Source organism: Enterobacter sp. NFIX59 (assembly GCF_900113755.1).
GTDB classification, from domain to species: domain Bacteria; phylum Pseudomonadota; class Gammaproteobacteria; order Enterobacterales; family Enterobacteriaceae; genus Enterobacter; species Enterobacter pseudoroggenkampii.
Window position 1 is genome coordinate 128743 of record NZ_FOQN01000002.1, and the last position, 21494, is coordinate 150236.

Below are 21494 nucleotides of genomic sequence, written 5' to 3' on the forward strand. Positions count from 1 at the left end.
ATGGTGCATCCGGGAGGATTCGAACCTCCGACCGCTCGGTTCGTAGCCGAGTACTCTATCCAGCTGAGCTACGGATGCAAAATGGCGGTGAGGCGGGGATTCGAACCCCGGATGCAGCTTTTGACCGCATACTCCCTTAGCAGGGGAGCGCCTTCAGCCTCTCGGCCACCTCACCACACAACGCCTCTTTCGAGTGCTTCGAGTTACTCGTTAAGAGCTTCTCGTCGCTGCGTGGCGCATATATTACTTTCTGGGACTTATAAGTCAAACAATTTTCCAAAAGCTTTTATCGTTTGCACAAATCACACGCAATTCGCATGTAAAAGCCGCAAAGAGGGTGTTTTATAAGCGGATTTTGCAGGCATCTTCACAGAAAACCTATGCAGAAATGGCGGCGTAAGAGCGAGTTTAGGGTAACGGAGTGGTTAAAAAGAGAGCGTTTGAAATTAAACGGTAACGTTGAGCAGGAAAAATGACAGGAGGGTTGCGTCTCGCCCGACAGCGAGACGCGACAATATCAGTAACTGGACTGCTGGGATTTTTCAGCCTGGATACGCTGGTAGATCTCTTCACGGTGGACAGATACTTCTTTAGGAGCGTTAACACCAATACGTACCTGGTTACCCTTTACCCCTAAAACTGTCACGGTGACCTCATCCCCAATCATGAGGGTCTCACCAACTCGACGAGTCAGAATCAGCATTCTTTGCTCCTTGAAAGATTAAAAGAGTCGGGTCTCTTGTATCCCGGCATTATCCATCATATAACGCCAAAAAGTAAGCGATGACAAACACGTAAAGTGTAAGCAGTCACGGCATCACATTCTGTTAAACGTAAGTTTAGCCGATATACACAAACTCAACCTGACTTTATCGTTATCGATAGCACAGTGAACAAGACGCCATAACGTTACCGCTATGGCGTCTGTTTGTGCTTTGTAGTTATTACAGTTTCGCGCTTACCCAGCTTTCAACGCTGGCCAAAGCTTGCGGGAGTGCCGCCGCATCCGTACCACCGGCTTGCGCCATGTCCGGACGACCGCCACCCTTGCCGCCCACCTGCTGAGCGACCATACCAATCAGTTCCCCTGCTTTTACGCGGTCAGTCACATCCTTAGAGACGCCCGCAATCAGAGAAACCTTACCTTCTGCCACTGTCGCCAGCACGATAACGGTAGAACCAAGCTGGTTCTTGAGATCGTCGACCATAGTACGCAGCATCTTAGGCTCAACGCCCGCCAGATCGCTGACCAGCAGTTTGACGCCCTTAATGTCTACAGCCTTGCTGGAGAGGTTTGCACTCTCCTGCGCCGCAGCCTGCTCTTTCAGCTGCTGCAACTCTTTTTCCAGCTGACGCGTGCGATCCAGCGCAACGCGCACTTTCTCGCCCAGGTTCTGGCTATCGCCCTTCAGCAGCTGCGCGATGTCGTGCAGCTGATCGCTCTGCGCATGCAGGCTGGCAATCGCACCTTCACCGGTTACCGCTTCAATACGACGCACGCCTGCCGCCGTACCCGACTCGGAAACAATGCGGAACAGGCCAATGTCACCGGTGCGCGAGGCGTGCGTACCGCCGCACAGCTCGGTAGAGAAGTCGCCCATGCTCAGCACGCGAACGCGCTCGTCATATTTCTCGCCAAACAGCGCCATCGCACCTTTTTTCTTCGCGTCCTCGAGATCCATGACATGGGTCTCGATTGGCAGGTTGCGACGGATCTGCGCGTTCACCAGATCTTCCACCGCGCGGATTTCAGACGGTTTCATCGCTTCAAAATGCGAGAAGTCGAAACGCAGCACTTTGTCGTTAACCAGAGAACCTTTCTGTGCAACGTGAGTACCGAGTACGTCGCGCAGGGCAGCGTGCATCAGGTGGGTTGCTGAGTGGTTCAGACGAATGCGCGCGCGGCGAGCTTCATCCACGTTAGCCTGTACGCCCTCGCCCACTTTCAGAGAACCGGAAACCAGTTTGCCCTGGTGACCAATCGCCTGACCGTATTTCTGGGTGTCGCTGACGCTGAAGCTGAAACCATTGCCTTTCAGCTCGCCTTTATCGCCAACCTGACCGCCGGATTCCGCATAGAACGGCGTTTTGTCCAGAATGACCACCGCATCCTGACCCGCGCTGATGCTGTCTACGGCTTTACCGTCAACAAACAGGGCGGTCACTTTGCCGGTCAGTTCCAGCGCCTCATAACCTTTGAATTCTGACGCGCTATCAACGCGGATCATCGCGTTGTAGTCTGCGCCGAAGCCGCTGGACTCGCGCGCGCGACGACGCTGCTCTTCCATCGCGGCTTCGAAGCCCGCTTCGTCAACTTTGATGTTGCGCTCGCGGCAAACGTCCGCCGTCAGGTCAACCGGGAAGCCGTAGGTGTCGTACAGGCGGAAAGCGGTTTCGCCATCCAGCGTGTCGCCCTTAAGTTTCGCCAGCTCTTCGTCCAGCAGCGCCAGACCGCGCTCCAGTGTACGCGCAAACTGCTCTTCTTCGGTTTTCAGAACCTGCTCTACCTGCGCCTGCTGGCGTTTCAGCTCGTCACCGGCCGCACCCATCACGCCAATCAGTGGCCCAACGAGTTTATAGAAGAAGGTGTCCTTCGCGCCCAGCATGTTACCGTGACGGATGGCACGACGAATGATACGACGCAGCACGTAGCCACGGTTTTCATTCGACGGGATAACGCCGTCGGCAATCAGGAACGCGCAGGAACGAATGTGGTCTGCGATAACGCGCAGCGATTTGTTGTTCAGATCGGTCGCACCGGTCACTTCGGCAACGGCTTTGATCAGAGTGCTGAACAGGTCAATCTCATAGTTGGAGTTAACGTGCTGCAGTACCGCGGCAATACGCTCCAGACCCATACCGGTATCAACGGAAGGTTTCGGCAGCGGCTCCATCGTACCGTCGGCCTGACGGTTGAACTGCATGAAGACGATGTTCCAGATCTCAATGTAGCGATCGCCGTCTTCTTCCGGGCTGCCTGGAGGGCCGCCCCAGATGTGGTCGCCGTGATCGTAGAAGATCTCGGTGCACGGGCCGCAAGGACCGGTATCACCCATCTGCCAGAAGTTGTCAGACGCGTATGGTGCGCCTTTGTTATCACCGATGCGAATAATGCGCTCGCGCGGGATCCCGACTTCTTTTTCCCAGATTTCGTAGGCTTCGTCATCGGTTTCATAGACGGTAACCCACAGACGCTCTTTCGGCAGGTTGAACCAGTTTTCACCGGTCAGCAGTTCCCACGCATATTGAATGGCATCGTGTTTGAAGTAGTCGCCGAAGCTGAAGTTACCCAGCATTTCGAAGAAGGTGTGGTGACGCGCGGTGTAACCGACGTTTTCCAGGTCGTTGTGTTTACCGCCCGCACGCACGCAACGCTGTGAGGTTGTGGCGCGGGAATAATTACGCTTGTCGAGACCAAGGAACACATCCTTGAACTGGTTCATCCCGGCGTTGGTAAACAGCAGAGTCGGATCGTTGTTCGGTACCAGGGAGCTGCTGGCAACAACCTGGTGTCCCTTACTATGGAAAAAATCGAGAAACGCCTGACGGATCTCAGCGGTGCTCTTGCTCATAATTATCCTGAAATCAAGCTAACGAAATGTCGTAGCCAGCCTGTATCGGTAAACCGTTGGACAGACCAGCTACTGGAAAAAGTGGGAATAAGATAAGTTTTCTTTAGTGGGAAGTAAAATCCCGCATGCGTTCAATCGGCAAAATTACGCCAGATATCCTGAATATCTTCCATCAGAAAGCCGCGGTAGAGCAAAAAGCGCTGGATTTTGACTTTTTCTGAAAATTCACGTGGCAGCGGTTCGCCGTACTTACGAATGGCCTGATCTTTTGCCAGCTCGCACCAGTCAATGTCGCATTCGCGCATCGCTTTTTCGATGGACTCCCGGGCTACCCCTTTCTGGTTTAGCTCCTGCCGGATGCGCGCGGGCCCGTATCCCTTGCGGCCACGGCTGGCGAGAAACCGCGAGGCAAAACGCTCGTCATCAAGATAGCGATGCTCATAGCACCATGCGATGACGCGGTCATAATCTTCCGCGGTGGCATCAATCTCTTCCGGGCCGTTTTTACTCATCACCGGTGCCGACAGTTTTCGCCGCAGCTCCTGTTCACTGTGGTCACGAACGGCCAGGATGCGCACCGCGCGATCAAGTAGGCGTGCATACGCGGGTCGACGTGTTGTCGGTTCACTCATAAAAAACCTGCTGATTCAGAAATGCAAAAAGGGCCGCATCAGCAGCCCTTCATTGTTAAACGAAAGAATTAAAAGTCTTCGTTAGTTTCTTCAGCATCCGCGCTATCAACCGCGAAATCTGGCGTGGAGTCCTGGTTGTTCAGCAGAAGCTCACGTACCTTCTTCTCGATCTCTTTCGCCGCAGCCGGGTTCTCTTTCAGCCAGGAGATGGCATTCGCTTTACCCTGACCAATCTTGTCACCGTTGTAGCTGTACCAGGCGCCCGCTTTTTCAATCAGCTTCTCTTTCACGCCCAGGTCAACCAGCTCACCGAAGAAGTTAATACCTTCGCCGTAGAGGATCTGGAACTCGGCCTGTTTGAACGGCGCGGCAATTTTGTTCTTCACAACCTTCACGCGGGTTTCGCTACCCACCACGTTCTCGCCCTCTTTCACCGCGCCGATACGGCGGATATCCAGACGGACAGAGGCGTAGAATTTCAGTGCGTTACCACCGGTCGTGGTTTCCGGGTTACCGAACATCACACCAATTTTCATACGGATCTGGTTGATGAAGATCAGCAGCGTGTTGGACTGCTTCAGGTTACCGGCCAGCTTACGCATCGCCTGGCTCATCATACGTGCCGCGAGGCCCATGTGAGAGTCGCCGATTTCACCTTCGATTTCGGCTTTTGGCGTCAGTGCGGCAACGGAGTCGACCACGATAACGTCAACGGCACCAGAACGCGCCAGCGCGTCACAAATTTCCAGCGCCTGCTCACCGGTGTCCGGCTGAGAACACAGCAGGTTGTCGATATCTACACCCAGCTTACGGGCATAAACAGGGTCCAGCGCGTGCTCGGCATCGATAAACGCACAGGTTTTACCTTCGCGCTGTGCCGCGGCAATCACCTGCAGCGTCAGGGTGGTTTTACCGGAGGACTCTGGCCCGTAGATTTCTACGATACGGCCCATAGGCAGACCGCCAGCGCCCAGCGCGATATCCAGAGAAAGCGAACCGGTGGAGATGGTTTCCACATCCATGGAACGGTCTTCACCCAGGCGCATGATGGAGCCTTTACCGAATTGCTTTTCGATCTGGCCCAGTGCTGCCGCCAACGCTTTCTGTTTGTTTTCGTCGATAGCCATTATTACTCCTGTCATGCCGGGAGAAGCGACTGTGCTTCACCGTGGATTTCTGTTCTGTTGGTGCAATTATACTGTATGGTCATACAGTATCAAGTGTTTTGTAGAAATTGTTGCCAGAGCGTTTTTAACGCATAAACGGTTGCCTGACGACGCACGCTTTCGCGATCGCCGCTGAAGCACTCCCGGCGGGTGATCCCTTCCCCTTTGGACGTGGCGAACCCAAACCAGACGGTGCCAACAGGCTTCACGTCGCTGCCGCCGTCCGGGCCCGCAATGCCGCTAATGGAAATCGCGTAATCGGCCCGCGCCGCTTTGAGCGCACCAATGGCCATCTCGATCACCACCGGTTCGCTGACCGCGCCATGCTGTTCCAGCGTGGATTCGCGCACGCCAGTCATCTGTGCTTTAGCTTCGTTACTGTAGGTCACAAAACCGCGTTCAAACCAGGCGGAACTGCCGGCAATATCGGTAATCGCTTTCGCCACCCAGCCGCCGGTGCAGGACTCCGCAGTGGTGATTGTCGCGCCACGCTGCTTCAGCGCAAGGCCCACTATCTCGCTAAGCTGCATCAATTCATGGTCAGTCATTCTCGCTCCAGGCATCAGAAAAACGTGCTGCACAAGATAGCACTTTCTCGTCAGATGTGGGGATGCACTTCAGGTTTTACGAGGGGGCTTCAGAAAAAAGCCGGTACGGACGCACCGGCGGTGGAAAGGTTATTTCATGCTGTCAGCGAGAGTGTTCACATTGTGGCGAAACGCCTTAACGTAGGTGTCTGCCACCCCACCTTTTGCCGACAACGCTTCCGGATAAAGTTCGCCCCCAGGCTGCGCGCCCGTCGCCGACGCAATCTGTTTAACCAGACGCGGATCGAGCTGATTTTCCATAAACCAGGTTTTTACGCCGTCGGCTTTGATCTGATTGATAATCTCAGCCACCTGCGCCGCGCTGGCTTCGCTCTCAGACGACAGCCCCTGCGGCGCCATAAACGTCACGCCGTAGGCGCGGCTGAAATAGCCGAACGCATCATGGCTGGTCAGGACCTTGCGCTTATCCTTCGGGATCGCGCTAAAACGCGTTTTAGCCCAGCTATCCAGCTGGTTAAGCTGCGTGATATAGGGTTTACCGGAGGCTTCCAGCGCGGCTTTGTCCTGCGGATCGGCTTTCACCAGCCCGTTCAGAATATTTTGCGCATACAGCGCCCCGTTCGCCGCGCGGTTCCACGCGTGCGGATCGGTCACGGTCTTTCCATCTTCCTCAAGCGTGTGGGTTTTCACCCCGGTTGAGGCGACGACCAGCTGTCCTTTGAACCCGGAGGCTTTCACCAGACGGTCAAGCCAGCCCTCCAGCCCCAGGCCGTTCACCACCACCACATCGGCCTTGCTCAGCGCCGCGCTGTCTTTCGGCGACGGTTCGAAGGTATGCGGATCGCCGTCCGGCCCGACCAGCGTCGTCACCTTCACATGATCACCGCCCACCTCCTGGGTGATGTCCCCCAGTATCGAAAAGCTGGTGACCACATTCAGTGTTTTCGCCATCACGCCGTGCGACATCATCCCCAGCGCAAGCGCCACTACTAATCCTGTACGTTTCATCGTTTCCCCTTGCGTTAAAAATACGCCCGCAGACTGCCAGCAAGCCTGCTTCGCGTACCCAATAAAATGGAAATAAAGAACAGCGCGCTGGCGGTGAGCACAATGGATGGCCCGGCCGGTAGACTCATCGCCCAAGAGAGGCTCAGCCCCAGCCATGCGCAGAAAATACCGCTGATACCCGCCATCAGGAGTAACGCCGGTAGCGTGCGTACCCAGCATCGTGCCGCCACGGCCGGCAGCATCATCAGCCCGACGGCCATCAGCGTGCCAAGCACCTGAAAACCGGCCACCAGGTTAAGCACCAGCAGCGCCAGAAACAGTCCGTGCAGCAGGCCAGGCAGCCAGCGGGCGTTCACCTGTAGCCAGGCGGTGTCAAACGCTTCGGTAACCAGTCCGCGATAGAACATCGCCAGTACGATAAGGGTGAACATGCACACGCCCGTGACAAACAGCGCGGCGTCGTTGTCCACGGCGAGGATGGAGCCAAACAGCAGATGCAGCAGATCGACATTCGACCCGCGAAGCGACACCAGCGTGACCCCCAGCGCCAGTGAGCCAAGATAAAACCCGGCAAAGCTGGCATCTTCTTTCAGCGGCGTGCGGCGACTGACCAGGCCGGCCAGCAGCGCCACGGTAATGCCCGCGATAAAACCGCCGATACTCATCGCCAGCAGCGACATACCGCTGAGCAAATAGCCCACGGCAACACCCGGTAAAATGGCGTGAGAAAGGGCATCGCCCATCAGGCTCATCCGGCGCAGCTGAAGAAACACGCCAAGCGCGGTAGTGCTGACGGAGAGCGCCAGGCAAACCACCAGCGCGCGACGCATAAAGCCGTACTCAATAAACGGCTGAAAAAAGAGATGCCAGATCATGCCACCCTCACCCGCTCGGTTTTCCACTGGGGAACGTCAGCATCCAGCCGCAACGTCTGCGGGAAATGGCGCGACACGCGCTCGCTGTCGTGCAGTACCGCGAGCAGCGTTTGCCCCTGCATATACATCTCCAGCATCACATCCATCAGCACGTTGCAGGTGGCCTCATCGACCCCGGTAAAGGGTTCATCCAGCATCACCAGCGGCGCCTGCTGCACCAGGACGCGGGCAAACAGCATGCGCTGGAACTGGCCGCCGGAGAGCTCATCGATGGTGGATAACGCCATGGATGCCAGCCCAACGCGCTCAAGCGCACTGGTAATGCGCAGCCGCGTTTCGCGACGAAACCCGGAGAAAAGCGAAATGCCCGGCCAGCAGCCCATGCTTACGACGTCCTGCACGGTCAGCGGAAACTGCGCCTCCAGCGCGTGACGCTGTGCCAGCCAGCCGATTACCGGACGCTTACCCTGCCAGCGGAAGCCACCGCTGACGGGCGGGATAAATCCCGCCAGCGTTTTCAGCAGCGTGGATTTCCCGCAGCCGTTAGCGCCGATAATGGCGGTCATGCTTCCGCGCTCAATCGTGCCCGAGAGGGGTCGCGTAACGGGCAGGCGTTCATAACCCGCGACCAGTTCATTCATCACGATCATGGCAATGCCACCGCCCAGCGCACGGCCAGCCCGATAAAGACAACAAGCACCAGCGCCAGCAAAAGCCGGACCAGAGCAGACAGAGAAAAAAGGGACGTTGACATGTCGACACCGCATTAAATGTTATAACATAACAATAATAAAAGACGGTTAAGATGTAAATGGAGGGTTTAAAAGGGAGTGTGGCGAAATGTTTCTGCAAAACTTCCCTCTCCCGTGGGAGAGGGTCAGGGTGAGGGCATCAGGCCGCACCGTGCGCGCAGCCATGCCGGGTGGCGGCGTTGCCTTACCCGGCCTTCCCGTCGGAGCAGCTTACTGACTAAACGGTGACGCCGCCGGCACGCGGGCCTGCGATACCGCCAGCCCCAGCTGCCATACGGCCATCGCATAGTGAGTGCTGTGGTTATAGCGGGTAATGGCGTAGAAGTTCGGCAGGCCGTACCAGTACTGATAGCCCGTTCCGACATCCAGACGCAGCAGGCTCGCCTGTTGCGCATTACCCAGCGACTGCGTTGGCGTTAAGCCTGCCGCGGTCAGCTGCGAAATGCTGTAGTTGGTTTTGAAGCCATTTTCCAGCCCCGGCGCCTGACCGTTCGCCTGCACCGCCACCTGGCCGCCCGGCACCCAGCCGTGCGCTTTGAAGTAGTTCGCCACGCTGCCGATGGCATCCACCGGATCCCACAGGTTGATGTGACCATCTCCGTTAAAGTCGACGGCATACTGTTTATAGGACGACGGCATAAACTGGCCGTAGCCCATCGCGCCGGCAAACGACCCTTTCAGATCGAGCGGATCGTCCTGCTCGTTGCGCGCCATCAGCAGGAAGGTTTCCAGCTCGGAAGAGAAATACTCCGCGCGGCGCGGGTAGTTAAAGGAGAGCGTCGCCAGCGCATCCAGGATGCGGGTTTTACCCATCACGCGGCCCCACCGGGTTTCCACGCCAATAATCCCGACAATGATTTCAGGCGGTACGCCGTACACCTGCCACGCGCGGTTGAGCGCATCTTCATACTGATTCCAGAACACCACGCCGTTTTGCACGTTGTCCGGGGTAATAAACTGTTTGCGATAGCGCAGCCACGCTCCGTTTGGCCCGCTCGGCACCTGGGCCGTCGGCGCCTGCCTGTCCATCAGGCGCAGCACGTAGTCCAGACGCTTGGCCTGAGACAAAATTTCGTGCAGCTGCTGTCTGTCAAAGCCGTGTTTGCTCACCATTTTATCGATGAACTGCTCGGCCGCCGGGTTATTCGCGAAGTCGCCGCCCATCTGCATCATATTGTGCTGCGGCTCCAGCAGGAATCCTCCGGAAGGCGCGCCCGCCGTTTGCTGAACGGCTTCGGTCTTAGGTTTGCTACTACAGGCAGACAGCAGAATAAGCGCAGGCAACAGCGCTGCATAACGACGCTTGAACATGAGACATCCATTTAACGGGTTCGATAAGAACCCAGTATGGTAAAGCATCCGCAACACCTCAAGGAAGCGGTACGCACCTCCCCCACGCAAATCCGCGCTTTTTAACACCGAAAATCATTCATCACGTCAATTAACTTTCAAAATAATACATTTTTCTTTCATTGTGAGATCTAACTAACACTTTAAAACCTTTCAAAGTGATTATTATTAGCCGCAGATAGACAAAAACAAACGCCCCACAGGAGAGAAGAATGATAGAAACCATCACCCACGGCGCCGAGTGGTTCATCGGGCTGTTTCAGAAAGGCGGAGAAGTGTTCACCGGCATGGTGACCGGGATCCTGCCCCTGCTGATCAGCCTGCTGGTGATCATGAACGCGCTGATCAACTTTATCGGCCAGCAGCGTATTGAACGCTTCGCCCAGCGCTGTGCCGGGAATCCGCTGTCCCGCTACCTGATACTGCCCTTTATCGGCACCTTCGTGTTCTGCAACCCGATGACCTTAAGCCTCGGTCGCTTCATGCCGGAAAAGTACAAGCCGAGCTATTACGCCGCCGCCTCCTACAGCTGCCATTCGATGAACGGCCTGTTCCCGCACATCAACCCCGGCGAGCTGTTTGTGTATCTCGGGATCGCCAGCGGTCTCACCACGCTTGGCCTGCCGCTCGGCCCGCTGGCGGTGAGCTACCTGCTGGTCGGCCTGGTCACCAACTTTTTCCGCGGCTGGGTGACGGACCTCACCACCGCCATTTTTGAGAAAAAAATGGGCATCCAGCTTGAACAGAAAGTCCATCTTTCAGGAGCCACAGCATGAACCGGATCCGCATTGAGAAAGGCACGGGCGGCTGGGGCGGCCCGCTGGAGTTCGACGCCACCGAAGGCAAAAAGATTGTTTACATCACCGCGGGGACGCGCCCGGCGATCGTCGACAGGCTGCGCGAGCTAACCGGTTGGGAAGCGGTCGACGGCTTCAAGGAAGGGGAACCGCCGGAAGCGGAAATCGGCGTGGCGGTGATCGACTGCGGCGGCACGCTGCGCTGCGGCATCTACCCGAAGCGCCGCATTCCGACGGTGAACATTCACTCCACCGGAAAATCCGGCCCGCTGGCGCAGTACATTCTTGAAGACATTTATGTCTCAGGCGTGAAGGAGGACAACATCACGCTGGTGAATGGCAACCCCGCGCCGCAAAAAGCGGCCCCGCGCGAGTACGACACCAGCAAGAAAATCACCGAGCAGAGCGACGGCCTGCTGGCGAAGGTCGGGATGGGCATGGGTTCCGCCGTGGCGGTGCTGTTCCAGTCCGGGCGCGACACCATCGACACGGTGCTGAAGACCATTCTGCCGTTTATGGCGTTCGTCTCGGCGCTGATCGGCATCATTATGGCCTCCGGCCTGGGCGACTGGATTGCCCACGGCCTCGCCCCGCTCGCCAGCCACCCGCTCGGGCTGGTAACGCTGGCGCTGATCTGCTCCTTCCCGCTGCTGTCGCCGTTCCTCGGCCCGGGCGCGGTGATTGCCCAGGTCATCGGCGTGCTGATTGGCGTGCAGATTGGTCTGGGGAACATCCCTCCGCACCTCGCCCTGCCCGCCCTGTTTGCCATTAACGCCCAGGCGGCGTGCGATTTCATCCCCGTGGGGCTGTCGCTGGCGGAAGCGCGCCAGGACACCGTGCGCGTGGGCGTGCCGTCCGTGCTGGTCAGCCGCTTCCTGACGGGCGCGCCGACTGTGCTGATTGCCTGGTTTGTCTCCGGCTTTATTTATCAATAAGAGGTTCCTGCGATGACCGTGATTTACCAGACCACCATTACCCGCATCGGCCAGAGCGCGGCCGACGCGCTGAGCGACCAGATGCTAATCACCTTCCGCGAAGGGGCGCCTGCGGATATCGAAGAGTTTTGCTTTATCCACTGCCACGGCGAGCTGAAGGGCGAGCTGAAGGCAGGAAGCCAGCTGGAGCTGGGCGAGGCACGCTATGCCGTCACCGCCGTCGGCGACGTCGCTGAACAAAACCTGCGCGAGCTGGGCCACATCACCCTGCGTTTCGACGGCCAGCCGCAGGCGGAGTATCCCGGCACGGTTCACGTTGATGGTCCGGTTCCGCAGGCTGTCACCCCAGGCTGCACGTTAAAATTTGTTGCGTAATTAAGGAGAAACACATGAGTCAGGTTGCCGTTGTCATTGGTGGAGGACAAACCTTAGGCGAGTTCCTCTGCCGTGGGCTTGCCGCTGAGGGCTATCGCGTGGCGGTAGTGGACATTCAGAGTGAAAAAGCCGCCCGCGTGGCGGACACCATTAACACCGAGTTTGGCGAAGGGATGGCGTACGGGTTTGGTGCCGACGCCACCAGCGAGCAGAGCGTGATGGCGCTGGCCCGCGGCGTGGACGAGATTTTTGGACGCACCGACCTGCTGGTCTACAGCGCGGGGATTGCGAAAGCGGCCTTTATCAGCGATTTCGAACTGGGGGATTTTGACCGCTCGCTGCAGGTGAATCTGGTGGGCTATTTCCTCTGCGCCCGCGAGTTTTCCCGTCTGATGATCCGCGACAGCATTCAGGGGCGCATCATTCAGATCAACTCAAAATCAGGGAAAGTGGGCAGCAAGCATAACTCCGGCTACAGCGCGGCGAAGTTTGGCGGCGTGGGGCTGACGCAGTCTCTGGCGCTGGATCTGGCCGAATACGGCATTACCGTGCATTCGCTGATGCTGGGCAACCTGCTGAAATCGCCGATGTTCCAGTCCCTGCTGCCGCAGTACGCCACCAAGCTCGGCATCAAAGCGGAAGAAGTGGAGCAGTACTACATCGATAAAGTGCCGCTCAAGCGCGGGTGCGATTACCAGGACGTGCTGAACATGCTGCTGTTTTACGCCAGCCCGAAAGCCTCGTACTGCACCGGACAGTCGATTAATGTCACCGGTGGGCAGGTGATGTTCTGATCGAGCGGCCTGATGCCCTCACCCTAACCCTCTCCCACAGGGAGAGGGAATACAATAAGGAGCCGATATGGTCACCGCACTCATCACCGTTGCCGCCCTCGCCTGGCTCTGCCAGATGGCGTTCGGCGGCTGGCAAATCCACCAGTTTAACCGCGCGTTTGATGCCCTGTGTCAGAAAGGTCGCGTCGGGGTCGGACGTTCCGGCGGACGCTTCAAACCGCGGGTCGTCGTGGCTATTGCGCTGGATGAAAACAATAACGTCTGCGATTCACTGCTCATGCGCGGCATGACCGTCTTTGCCCGTCCGGTGAAAATACAGGCAATTAACGGCATTTCGTTGCAGGAATTGCAGCCTGATGTGATCTTTCCCCATGATCCACTCTGTCAGAATGCACTATCATTAGCGCTTAATCTGAAACATGGATAATTTCGTTGTGAAAGCTATAGACTTGCGAAATTATCATTTCGCAACCTAAGGAACGAAGCGCCTATGAAACCTCGTCAGCGGCAGGCGGCCATTCTCGAACATCTGCAAAAGCAGGGAAAATGTTCGGTAGAGGATCTGGCCCACTACTTTGACACCACCGGCACGACGATACGCAAGGACCTGGTATTGCTCGAAAACTCTGGCGCCGTCATTCGAACCTACGGCGGCGTGGTGCTCAATAAGGATGAAGCGGACCCGCCTATCGATCACAAAACGCTGATCAACACCCACCAGAAGGCGCTGATTGCCGAAGCGGCGGTAAAATTTATCCACGATGGCGACTCCATTATCCTTGACGCCGGCAGCACCGTCCTGCAGATGATCCCGCTGCTCAGCCGCTTTAACAACATCACGGTGATGACCAACAGCCTGCACATCGTCAACGCCCTGTCAGAGTTCGACAGCGAGCAGACCATCCTGATGCCCGGCGGCACCTTCCGCAAAAAATCCGCCTCATTTCACGGCCAGCTGGCGGAGAACGCCTTCGACCACTTCAGCTTTGATAAACTGTTCATGGGCACCGACGGCATCGACCTGAACGCGGGGGTTACGACGTTCAACGAGGTGTTCAGCGTCAGTAAAGCCATGTGCAACGCCGCGCGGGAAGTAATTTTGATGGCAGACTCGTCGAAGTTTGGCCGCAAAAGCCCCAACATTGTCTGTAGCCTGGAAAGCGTCGACAAGCTGATTACCGACGCGGGTATCGACCCGGCGTTCAGGAAAGCGCTGGAAGAGAAAGGCATCGACGTGATCGTAACCGGAGAAGGATATGAGTGATTTTCTGTTAGAAACGGGCCGCCAGACGCTGATGCTGGAACTGCAGGAAGCCAGCCGCCTGCCGGAACGTCTGGGCGAGGATTTTGTCCGTGCCGCCAACACTATTATCCACTGCGAAGGCAAAGTGATCGTGGCAGGCATCGGTAAATCCGGCCATATCGGCAAAAAGATTGCCGCGACGCTCGCCAGCACCGGCACCCCGGCGTTCTTCGTGCATCCTGCAGAGGCGCTGCACGGCGATCTGGGGATGATAGAAAGCCGCGACGTAATGCTGTTTATCTCCTACTCCGGTTCGGCCAAAGAGCTGGACCTGATTATTCCGCGCCTGCAGGAAAAATCGGTCGCCCTGCTGGCGATGACCGGGAAATCCCGCTCGCCGCTGGCGCTGGCCGCCAAAGCGACGCTGGATATTTCCGTTGATCGTGAAGCCTGTCCGATGCACCTCGCCCCGACATCCAGCACCGTCAACACGCTGATGATGGGCGACGCGCTGGCGATGGCGGTAATGCAGGCGCGCGGCTTTAACGAAGAAGATTTCGCCCGCTCGCATCCGGCGGGCGCGCTCGGGGCACGCCTGCTCAACAAGGTTCACCACCTGATGCGCACCGACGATGCTATTCCGCAGGTCAAACTCGATACCAGCGTCATGGACGCGATGCTGGAGCTGAGCCGCACCGGCCTGGGGCTGGTAGCGGTGTGCGATGACGACGGGTACGTCAAAGGCGTGTTCACCGACGGCGACCTGCGCCGCTGGCTGGTGGGCGGCGGCAAGCTGGAAACCAAAGTGTCGGACGCCATGACACAGGGCGGGCTGACGCTGAACGCCGAGAGCCGCGCCATTGAAGCCAAAGAGGTGCTGATGAAGCGCAAAATCACCGCCGCGCCGGTGGTGGATGACGCCGGCAGACTGTGCGGTGCCATCAACCTGCAGGATTTCTATCAGGCCGGGATTATCTAACCCTTCAGTCCGAGACGCTTCGCCAGCCGGTGCAGGTTGGCGACGTCCATCTCCAGCGCCCGGGCGCACGCCGCCCAGTTACGGTTATTCTGCTCCAGCGCGCGGGTAATCCTCTGACGCTGAAACGCCTCCGTGGCTTCACGCAGATTTTCATTCGCTATCCCTGGCGCCGCCTGCACGACAGCCGGTGTGGTTTCATCCTGCAGCGCAAAATGGCGCGCGTGGATCACCACTTCGTCACCCGAACGCGTCGCTCGCGCCAGCACCACCGCACGGTGGATCGCATGCTCCAGCTCGCGCACGTTGCCCGGCCAGCCGTAGCTCAGCAGATGCGCCCTCGCCCCCGGGCTTAACACCACGCGGGAAAGACCCATCCTGAGACGGCACTGTTCGCAGAAATAGCCCGCCAGCAGCACCACGTCGTCCCCGCGCTCGCGCAGCGGCGGCACGGTAAGCGGGAACACGCTCAGGCGGTGGAACAGGTCGGCGCGGAACTGCCCGGCCAGCACCGCCTCACGCAGGTCGCGGTTGGTCGCCGCCAGCACGCGCACATCCACTCTTAAGCTGCGGTCATCCCCCACGCGCTGGATGTCGCCGTACTGCAATACGCGCAGAAGTTTGGCCTGTAGCGACAGAGAGAGCTCGCCTATTTCATCCAGAAACAGCGTGCCGTTATCGGCCATTTCAAACTTGCCGCTGCGGTTGCTGATGGCCCCGGTAAACGCTCCCTTAACGTGACCAAACAATTCGCTTTCCGCCACGCTTTCCGGCAGCGCGGCGCAGTTGAGGTACACCAGCGGGTTAACCGCGCGCGGCGAGGCTTCGTGAATGGACTTCGCCACCAGCTCCTTACCGGTGCCGGTTTCGCCGAAGATCAGCACGTTCAAATCTGAGGCGGCAACAATCTCAATCTCTTTTTTGAGCTGCGCCATGCCCGGAGAGAGGCCAATCATCTCTGTGTGCGTTATCTGCTCAAACGCCGCCGGGCTGCCGGGAAGAATATTCTGGCTCTCCAGCTGTTCAATCAGCAGCGCGTTGTTAAGCGCCCCGGCGGCCAGTGCCGCAATCAGACGCAGCTCTTCATCGCTAAAGGTGTCGAACTGGTCCGGCGACAGGCCGTCGAGGGTTAACGCGCCAATCAGTTTCTGCCCAGCAAACAGCGGCAGGCCGATACAGGCGTGTACCTTCAGGCTCTCCTGTCCGGGAATAAGCCCGTCGTACGGATCGGGCAAGTCGCTGTCCGCCGGGAAGCGCACCACGTCACCCGCGCGGGCGATAGTTTCCAGACGCGGATGGCCTTCAAGGGTAAAGCGCCGTCCGAGCACATCCTTCGCCAGGCCGTCGATCGCCAGGGGAATAAACTGCCGTCCTTCGTAGCGCAGCAGCGCCGAAGCGTCGCACGCCAGCACGTGGCGCAGCGAGGAGATCAGCCGCTGAAAGCGGTCCTGATGGCCAATACCGGTTTGCAGCTCAATGGCGATCTTCGCCAGCACGTCTACGGAAAAGCTCATGTCTGCCTCGCTGTCATTTTGACAATGCATGTTGTCATAGTGACACTGCTTTGGATAGTCATAATGACTACCCATTACGGATCATAAAAATATTAATTAAGTAAAATCAATAAATTAAAAGTTGGCACGCAACTTGATAAAAGCAAACCATCTTATTTGAAAATGCTGTATCACGTAGAGGTTGCTATGTCTATTCTGGTTAAAAATAACATTCATTGGGTCGGTCAACGTGACTGGGAAGTGCGCGATTTCCACGGGACGGAATACAAAACGCTGCGCGGCAGCAGCTACAACAGCTATCTCATCCGCGAAGGAAAAAACGTGCTGATCGATACCGTCGATCACAAGTTCAGCCGCGAGTTCGTGCAGAACCTGCGCAGCGAAATCGATCTCGACGCCATCGATTACATCATCATCAACCACGCGGAAGAAGATCACGCCGGGGCGCTGACCGAGCTGATGTCTTACATCCCGAACACACCTATCTACTGCACCACCAACGCCATCGACTCGATCAACGGCCACCACCACCATCCGGAGTGGAACTTCCACACCGTGAAAACCGGCGACGCGCTGGATATCGGTAATGGCAAGCAGCTGATCTTCGTGGAAACCCCGATGCTGCACTGGCCGGACAGCATGATGACCTACATGACCGGTGACGCGGTGCTGTTCAGCAACGACGCCTTCGGCCAGCACTACTGCGACGAACGTTTGTTTAATGACGAAGTGGATCAGACAGAGCTGTTCGAGCAGTGCCAGCGGTACTATGCCAACATCCTGACGCCGTTCAGCCGCCTGGTCACGCCAAAAATCACCGAAATCCTCGGCTTCAACCTGCCGGTGGAGATGATTGCCACCTCCCACGGCGTAGTATGGCGTGAGAACCCGACCCAGATCGTCGAGCTGTACCTGAAGTGGGCGGCGGACTATCAGGAAGACCGCATCACTATTTTCTACGACACCATGTCCAACAACACCCGCATGATGGCGGACGCCATTGCCCAGGGCATCAACGAAGTGGACCCGAACGTGGCGGTGAAAATCTTCAATGTGGCGCGCAGCGATAAGAATGAGGTGTTAACCAACGTGTTCCGCTCTAAGGGCGTGCTGGTGGGCACCTCCACCATGAACAACGTGATGATGCCGAAAATTGCCGGTCTGGTAGAAGAGATGACAGGCCTGCGCTTTCGCAACAAGCGCGCCAGCGCCTTTGGCTCCCACGGCTGGAGCGGCGGCGCGGTAGACCGTCTCTCCACCCGCTTACAGGATGCGGGCTTTGAGATGTCCATGAGCCTGAAGGCCAAGTGGCGCCCGGATATCGACGCCCTGGAGATCTGTCGCCAGCACGGTCGCGACATTGCCCGTCAGTGGGCGCTCGCTCCGCTGCCGGAAGTGGCGGCAAAAACACCCGAACAGCAGGAAGCCTGCGCCTGTGCCGCCGCGGCAGCCGCCGATCTCGGCCCGCGCATGCAGTGCAGCGTCTGCCAGTGGATTTACGATCCTGACCTGGGCGAACCGCTGCAGGATGTTGCCCCGGGCACGCCGTGGCGCGACGTGCCGGACAATTTCCTCTGCCCGGAATGTTCCCTCGGTAAGGACGTCTTTGACGAACTGGGTACGGAGGCAAAATGAGCAACGGTATCGTCATCATCGGCTCGGGCTTTGCCGCCCGTCAGCTGGTGAAAAACATCCGCAAGCAGGATGCCAGCGTGCCGCTGACGGTGATTGCCGCCGACAGCATGGACGAGTACAACAAGCCTGATCTAAGCCACGTCATCAGCCAGAATCAGCGCGCCGAAGACCTCACCCGCCAGACGGCGGGGGAGTTCGCGGAACAGTTCAACCTGCGTCTGTTTCCGTACACCTGGGTCACCGATATCGACGCCGCCGCACATGTGGTGAAAGCGAAGGAGAAAACCTGGCAGTACGACAGGCTGGTGCTGGCCACGGGTGCCTCTGCTTTCGTGCCGCCGATTGAGGGCCGCGAGCTGATGCTCACCCTCAACAGCCAGCAGGCGTATCAGGCCAGCGAAACGGCGCTTCGCGACGCACAGCGGGTAATGATTGTCGGCGGGGGGCTGATCGGCACCGAGCTGGCGATGGATTTCTGCCGGGCGGGCAAATCGGTGACCCTGGTCGACCATGCGGCGAGCATTCTGTCGGCGCTGATGCCCGCAGAAGTAAGCAGTCGCTTACAGCATCGTCTGACCGACATGGGGGTGCATCTGCTGCTGAAATCGCAGCTGCAAAGCCTGCGCAAAACCGAAGGCGGTATTCGTGCCACGCTCGACCGCAGCCGCAGCGTTGAGGTGGATGTGGTTATCGCGGCGACGGGCCTGCGCCCGGAAACTGCGCTGGCGCATCGTGCAGGCGCCGAAACAGGCCGTGGCGTGAAGGTAAATAGCTACCTTCAAACCACGCAGCCCGATATTTACGCGTTAGGCGACTGCGCTGAAATCAACGGTCAGGTGCTGCCTTTCCTGCAGCCGATACAGCTGAGCGCCATGTATCTGGCAAAAAACCTGCTCGGCGGCAGCGCACCGCTGAAACTCCCCGCCATGCTGGTGAAGGTTAAAACGCCAGAGTTACCGTTGCATCTTGCGGGGGAGACGCAGCGCAAGGATCTGAGCTGGCAGATTGCCATTGAACCTCACGGAATGGTTGCACGCGGCTCTGACGCCGAAGGTCAGGTACGCGCCTTTGTGGTTAGCGAAGATCGGATGAAGGAGGCTTTCGCTCTGCTGAAATCGCTGCCCGCGTAACCCGTAATCTCTTGCCACGCTCACTTAACCATTGGATTATATTATCCGCTGCCCCGATGTCCCGGGGCTTTTTTTTGCGAATTCTATTCAGGACATAAATACAAACAAGATAAATCACCGCCATTAATCCCTTAACCATTACATCCATCAATATTTAAATACGGAACACCTGATAAACACCAGCCTGTTTTATTCCCTGTTTTCGGCTTACCCTAAAAATAGACCCATTAGCCGGAGACATCCCATGACCACCTTTAGCAAAGAACTCAACTACCTTTCCGCCTATTTTAAACAGGCTAAAAAATCAGAACATATTTTGTTTCGCTGGCTCTACCTCAGCCCGGAGGCGCGCATAGAGCGCCTGCGAGAACTGATGATGCCGGTGAGTAAACGTGATAACTGAAGCACGACCAGTTTAAAACCGGAACAAATTAGTTACTTCATCATTGTTTATGCCATGAACAATTCGCTGATAAAATATAATAAAAATTAATTTATTCCGCATCACATTTTTATTACAGGGACTTTCGCATTAAAATAAAAGGTGTTATTTTTCGTCGTGAATTAAGTCCTTTTTGGAATCCACTCTCATGAACGCATTTAGTTATCTGCAACGTCTGGGTAAAGCCCTGATGTTGCCAATCGCCACCCTGCCCGTTGCAGCGATATTATTACGCCTTGGGCAGCCTGATGTTTTTAATATTCCGTTTATAGCCAGCGCCGGTGGCGGTATCTTTGACAGTCTACCTTTGTTGTTTGCCTTAGGGATCGCCATTGGTCTGGCAAAAGACAACGCCGGTGCTGCAGCCCTCGCAGGGGCGGTGGGTTTCCTGGTGCTTACCAAAGCCACGGCCGTCATAAACTCATCCATTAACATGTCCTTCTTCGCCGGGATCATTGCCGGTGTCGTCGCGGGTCACTGCTACAACCGTTTCTCAAACACCAAACTTCCGGACTTTCTCGCCTTCTTTGCGGGCAAACGCCTGGTGCCGATCGTAACCGGGCTTATTTGCCTGTTCATCGCCTGGATTTGCGGGTATGTCTGGCCTTCCGTGCAGCACGGTATTGATACCTTCAGCCTGTTTGTCTCCCGCAGCGGCGAACCGGGATGGTTTATTTATGGTGTCCTGAACCGCGCGCTAATCCCCTTCGGTTTGCATTACATTCTGCACTCCGTCTTCTGGTTTAGCCTCGGCGACTGCCTGAAAGTGACTTACGATGCCGCCAGCGCGGTACACAATATCTGTCTGGCCCCTGACGTAGTGAAAGGGCTGGTGGTTGGCGGTGCTGTACCGGGTATTGACGGTTCCAGCATCACGCAGATTGCAACCGACCTGACCCGTGGCGACCTTAACCGCTTCTTCGCCGGTGACCCGCATGCAGGCGTTTACATGGCCTGGGCTTACCCGATCTTTATGGGAGGCCTGCCGGGTGCCGCGCTGGCGATGTATTTCGCCGCACCGAAAGCACGTCGCGCTACCGTAGGGGGGATGCTGCTTTCTGTGGCTCTGACCGCTTTCCTGACCGGCATTACCGAGCCCATCGAGTTCTCCTTCCTGTTCCTTGCCCCTGCTCTGTATGCGCTGCATGCGGTACTGGCGGGCGTGAGCATGGTGATCACCAACAGCCTCGGCGTACTGCACGGTTTTGGTTTCTCTGCCGGGCTTATCGACTTCGTTCTCAACTGGGGACTGGCTACTAAGCCGTGGATCCTGATCCCACTGATCGTGCTGTTCTTCGCGATCTACTTTGTCGTATTCACCTTCGCGATCCGCTTCTTTAAGCTGAAAACGCCGGGCCGCGAAGACGACGAGGCTGTAGCGGGTAACTCTGACGATCAAAGCGAAGCCATCACGCAATACATCGCGGCACTGGGTGGCAAAGACAACCTCAGGATTGTCGATGCCTGCATTACCCGCCTGCGCCTGACGCTCGTTGATAACAGCGTGCTGGATGAGCCCGTGCTGAAATCGCTGGGCGCGAAAGGTATTCTCAAAATGGGTACGCAGAATGCGCAGGTTATTCTGGGCCCGCAGGCAGAAAGCATTGCGCTAAAGATTCGGGCACAGCTTGAAATCTGACGCTGCATAATCCAGTTCCCTCTCCGCCCTGGAGGGGGAACAAAACCGGAACACTTTATCAATCCAGACCTTAATTATTCCGCAAAAAAACCTACACTCTCACCATCCACC

General features: G+C 57.1%; 21 protein-coding genes and 2 tRNA genes. 11 read left to right on the top strand and 12 right to left on the bottom strand.

Annotated elements, in window-relative coordinates; translation table 11 throughout:
• Position 1: 1 nt before the first annotated feature.
• The 11 genes from BM007_RS09350 to mltB form a co-directional block, all read right to left on the bottom strand.
• Positions 2 to 78: transfer RNA gene (locus BM007_RS09350), tRNA-Arg, on the bottom strand.
• 4 nt (positions 79 to 82) lie between these two features.
• Positions 83 to 175, bottom strand: a tRNA-Ser gene (locus BM007_RS09355).
• A gap of 342 nt (positions 176 to 517) precedes the next feature.
• Positions 518 to 703: a carbon storage regulator CsrA gene (csrA, locus tag BM007_RS09360; protein ID WP_000906486.1), complete on the bottom strand. Its 186-nt coding sequence runs from the start codon at positions 701 to 703 to the stop codon at positions 518 to 520.
• 241 nt (positions 704 to 944) lie between these two features.
• Entirely contained in the window at positions 945 to 3572 is a 2628-nt protein-coding gene (gene alaS, locus BM007_RS09365; protein WP_090418365.1) for an alanine--tRNA ligase, read from the bottom strand.
• A gap of 131 nt (positions 3573 to 3703) precedes the next feature.
• Positions 3704 to 4204, bottom strand: a complete 501-nt coding sequence (recX, locus tag BM007_RS09370) for a recombination regulator RecX (protein ID WP_024907697.1) — start codon at positions 4202 to 4204, stop codon at positions 3704 to 3706.
• 68 nt (positions 4205 to 4272) lie between these two features.
• Positions 4273 to 5331 carry a recombinase RecA gene (recA, locus tag BM007_RS09375; protein WP_024907698.1) on the bottom strand — a complete coding sequence of 353 codons (1059 nt, stop codon included), beginning with the start codon at positions 5329 to 5331 and terminating at the stop codon, positions 4273 to 4275.
• An 89-nt stretch (positions 5332 to 5420) separates the two neighbouring features.
• Positions 5421 to 5918 carry a nicotinamide-nucleotide amidase gene (gene pncC, locus BM007_RS09380; protein WP_090418368.1) on the bottom strand — a complete coding sequence of 166 codons (498 nt, stop codon included), beginning with the start codon at positions 5916 to 5918 and terminating at the stop codon, positions 5421 to 5423.
• 129 nt (positions 5919 to 6047) lie between these two features.
• Positions 6048 to 6926 carry a metal ABC transporter substrate-binding protein gene (locus BM007_RS09385; RefSeq protein ID WP_090418372.1) on the bottom strand — a complete coding sequence of 293 codons (879 nt, stop codon included), beginning with the start codon at positions 6924 to 6926 and terminating at the stop codon, positions 6048 to 6050.
• A gap of 14 nt (positions 6927 to 6940) precedes the next feature.
• Complete coding sequence (locus BM007_RS09390) at positions 6941 to 7801, bottom strand: metal ABC transporter permease (protein ID WP_024907701.1); 861 nt, start codon at positions 7799 to 7801, stop codon at positions 6941 to 6943.
• Positions 7798 to 8451, bottom strand: a complete 654-nt coding sequence (locus tag BM007_RS09395) for a metal ABC transporter ATP-binding protein (RefSeq protein ID WP_024907702.1) — start codon at positions 8449 to 8451, stop codon at positions 7798 to 7800. Before BM007_RS09395 ends, BM007_RS09390 begins: the two co-directional genes overlap by 4 nt.
• A 312-nt stretch (positions 8452 to 8763) precedes the next feature.
• The gene (gene mltB, locus BM007_RS09400; RefSeq protein WP_024907703.1) at positions 8764 to 9864 is read right to left on the bottom strand and encodes a lytic murein transglycosylase B; all 1101 of its coding nucleotides are present in this window, start codon (positions 9862 to 9864) and stop codon (positions 8764 to 8766) included.
• A gap of 251 nt (positions 9865 to 10115) precedes the next feature.
• On the opposite strand from mltB, the gene srlA reads away from it, so the two are divergent.
• From srlA to gutQ, 7 genes are all read left to right on the top strand, one after another.
• A complete protein-coding gene (gene srlA / locus BM007_RS09405) occupies positions 10116 to 10679 on the top strand; it encodes a PTS glucitol/sorbitol transporter subunit IIC (RefSeq protein WP_003862164.1) in 564 nt (187 codons plus the stop codon).
• Entirely contained in the window at positions 10676 to 11635 is a 960-nt protein-coding gene (locus BM007_RS09410; RefSeq protein ID WP_024907704.1) for a PTS glucitol/sorbitol transporter subunit IIB, read from the top strand. The genes srlA and BM007_RS09410 overlap by 4 nt, the downstream gene beginning before the upstream one ends.
• Before the next feature lie 12 nt (positions 11636 to 11647).
• On the top strand, positions 11648 to 12010 hold the full coding sequence (gene srlB / locus BM007_RS09415) for a PTS glucitol/sorbitol transporter subunit IIA (RefSeq protein ID WP_024907705.1): 363 nt from the start codon (positions 11648 to 11650) through the stop codon (positions 12008 to 12010).
• 14 nt (positions 12011 to 12024) lie between these two features.
• Positions 12025 to 12804, top strand: a complete 780-nt coding sequence (gene srlD, locus BM007_RS09420; protein WP_061714567.1) for a sorbitol-6-phosphate dehydrogenase — start codon at positions 12025 to 12027, stop codon at positions 12802 to 12804.
• 67 nt (positions 12805 to 12871) lie between these two features.
• Positions 12872 to 13231 (top strand): transcriptional regulator GutM, encoded by a 360-nt coding sequence (gene gutM, locus BM007_RS09425; protein ID WP_032648019.1) that lies wholly within the window; start codon positions 12872 to 12874, stop codon positions 13229 to 13231.
• A 63-nt stretch (positions 13232 to 13294) separates the two neighbouring features.
• Complete coding sequence (locus BM007_RS09430; RefSeq protein WP_090418383.1) at positions 13295 to 14068, top strand: glucitol operon DNA-binding transcriptional repressor SrlR; 774 nt, start codon at positions 13295 to 13297, stop codon at positions 14066 to 14068.
• Positions 14061 to 15026 (top strand): arabinose-5-phosphate isomerase GutQ, encoded by a 966-nt coding sequence (gutQ, locus tag BM007_RS09435; protein WP_090418389.1) that lies wholly within the window; start codon positions 14061 to 14063, stop codon positions 15024 to 15026. The genes BM007_RS09430 and gutQ overlap by 8 nt, the downstream gene beginning before the upstream one ends.
• Here the strand turns inward: gutQ and norR are convergent.
• Positions 15023 to 16537, bottom strand: a complete 1515-nt coding sequence (gene norR, locus BM007_RS09440; protein WP_090418392.1) for a nitric oxide reductase transcriptional regulator NorR — start codon at positions 16535 to 16537, stop codon at positions 15023 to 15025. The two genes, gutQ and norR, sit on opposite strands and share 4 nt — an antisense overlap.
• A gap of 186 nt (positions 16538 to 16723) precedes the next feature.
• Here norR and norV point away from each other — a divergent pair, with 186 nt between their 5' ends.
• The 4 genes from norV to nagE all read left to right on the top strand — a co-directional run bounded on the left by norV (position 16724) and on the right by nagE (position 21383).
• Entirely contained in the window at positions 16724 to 18172 is a 1449-nt protein-coding gene (gene norV / locus BM007_RS09445) for an anaerobic nitric oxide reductase flavorubredoxin (RefSeq protein ID WP_090418394.1), read from the top strand.
• A complete protein-coding gene (gene norW / locus BM007_RS09450; RefSeq protein ID WP_090418402.1) occupies positions 18169 to 19302 on the top strand; it encodes an NADH:flavorubredoxin reductase NorW in 1134 nt (377 codons plus the stop codon). The genes norV and norW overlap by 4 nt, the downstream gene beginning before the upstream one ends.
• A gap of 244 nt (positions 19303 to 19546) precedes the next feature.
• Positions 19547 to 19705, top strand: coding sequence for a hypothetical protein (locus tag BM007_RS23220; protein ID WP_162837374.1), 159 nt, complete (start codon positions 19547 to 19549; stop codon positions 19703 to 19705).
• Positions 19706 to 19892: 187 nt separating this feature from the next.
• A complete protein-coding gene (gene nagE, locus BM007_RS09455; RefSeq protein ID WP_061714563.1) occupies positions 19893 to 21383 on the top strand; it encodes an N-acetylglucosamine-specific PTS transporter subunit IIBC in 1491 nt (496 codons plus the stop codon).
• Positions 21384 to 21494 lie beyond the last annotated feature (111 nt).

Excerpts from the sequence above, each read along its gene's own strand:
- norR (WP_090418392.1), bottom strand. The coding sequence starts at position 16,537 with ATGAGCTTTTCCGTAGACGTGCTGGCGAAGATCGCCATTGAGCTGCAA.
- recA (WP_024907698.1), bottom strand. The coding sequence starts at position 5,331 with ATGGCTATCGACGAAAACAAACAGAAAGCGTTGGCGGCAGCACTGGGC.
- BM007_RS09430 (WP_090418383.1), top strand. The coding sequence starts at position 13,295 with ATGAAACCTCGTCAGCGGCAGGCGGCCATTCTCGAACATCTGCAAAAG.
- alaS (WP_090418365.1), bottom strand. The coding sequence starts at position 3,572 with ATGAGCAAGAGCACCGCTGAGATCCGTCAGGCGTTTCTCGATTTTTTC.
- srlB (WP_024907705.1), top strand. The coding sequence starts at position 11,648 with ATGACCGTGATTTACCAGACCACCATTACCCGCATCGGCCAGAGCGCG.
- BM007_RS09390 (WP_024907701.1), bottom strand. The coding sequence starts at position 7,801 with ATGATCTGGCATCTCTTTTTTCAGCCGTTTATTGAGTACGGCTTTATG.
- csrA (WP_000906486.1), bottom strand. The coding sequence starts at position 703 with ATGCTGATTCTGACTCGTCGAGTTGGTGAGACCCTCATGATTGGGGAT.
- BM007_RS09410 (WP_024907704.1), top strand. The coding sequence starts at position 10,676 with ATGAACCGGATCCGCATTGAGAAAGGCACGGGCGGCTGGGGCGGCCCG.
- recX (WP_024907697.1), bottom strand. The coding sequence starts at position 4,204 with ATGAGTGAACCGACAACACGTCGACCCGCGTATGCACGCCTACTTGAT.
- BM007_RS23220 (WP_162837374.1), top strand. The coding sequence starts at position 19,547 with ATGACCACCTTTAGCAAAGAACTCAACTACCTTTCCGCCTATTTTAAA.
- mltB (WP_024907703.1), bottom strand. The coding sequence starts at position 9,864 with ATGTTCAAGCGTCGTTATGCAGCGCTGTTGCCTGCGCTTATTCTGCTG.
- norW (WP_090418402.1), top strand. The coding sequence starts at position 18,169 with ATGAGCAACGGTATCGTCATCATCGGCTCGGGCTTTGCCGCCCGTCAG.
- srlA (WP_003862164.1), top strand. The coding sequence starts at position 10,116 with ATGATAGAAACCATCACCCACGGCGCCGAGTGGTTCATCGGGCTGTTT.
- BM007_RS09385 (WP_090418372.1), bottom strand. The coding sequence starts at position 6,926 with ATGAAACGTACAGGATTAGTAGTGGCGCTTGCGCTGGGGATGATGTCG.
- srlD (WP_061714567.1), top strand. The coding sequence starts at position 12,025 with ATGAGTCAGGTTGCCGTTGTCATTGGTGGAGGACAAACCTTAGGCGAG.
- pncC (WP_090418368.1), bottom strand. The coding sequence starts at position 5,918 with ATGACTGACCATGAATTGATGCAGCTTAGCGAGATAGTGGGCCTTGCG.
- nagE (WP_061714563.1), top strand. The coding sequence starts at position 19,893 with ATGAACGCATTTAGTTATCTGCAACGTCTGGGTAAAGCCCTGATGTTG.
- gutQ (WP_090418389.1), top strand. The coding sequence starts at position 14,061 with ATGAGTGATTTTCTGTTAGAAACGGGCCGCCAGACGCTGATGCTGGAA.
- BM007_RS09395 (WP_024907702.1), bottom strand. The coding sequence starts at position 8,451 with ATGATCGTGATGAATGAACTGGTCGCGGGTTATGAACGCCTGCCCGTT.
- gutM (WP_032648019.1), top strand. The coding sequence starts at position 12,872 with ATGGTCACCGCACTCATCACCGTTGCCGCCCTCGCCTGGCTCTGCCAG.
- norV (WP_090418394.1), top strand. The coding sequence starts at position 16,724 with ATGTCTATTCTGGTTAAAAATAACATTCATTGGGTCGGTCAACGTGAC.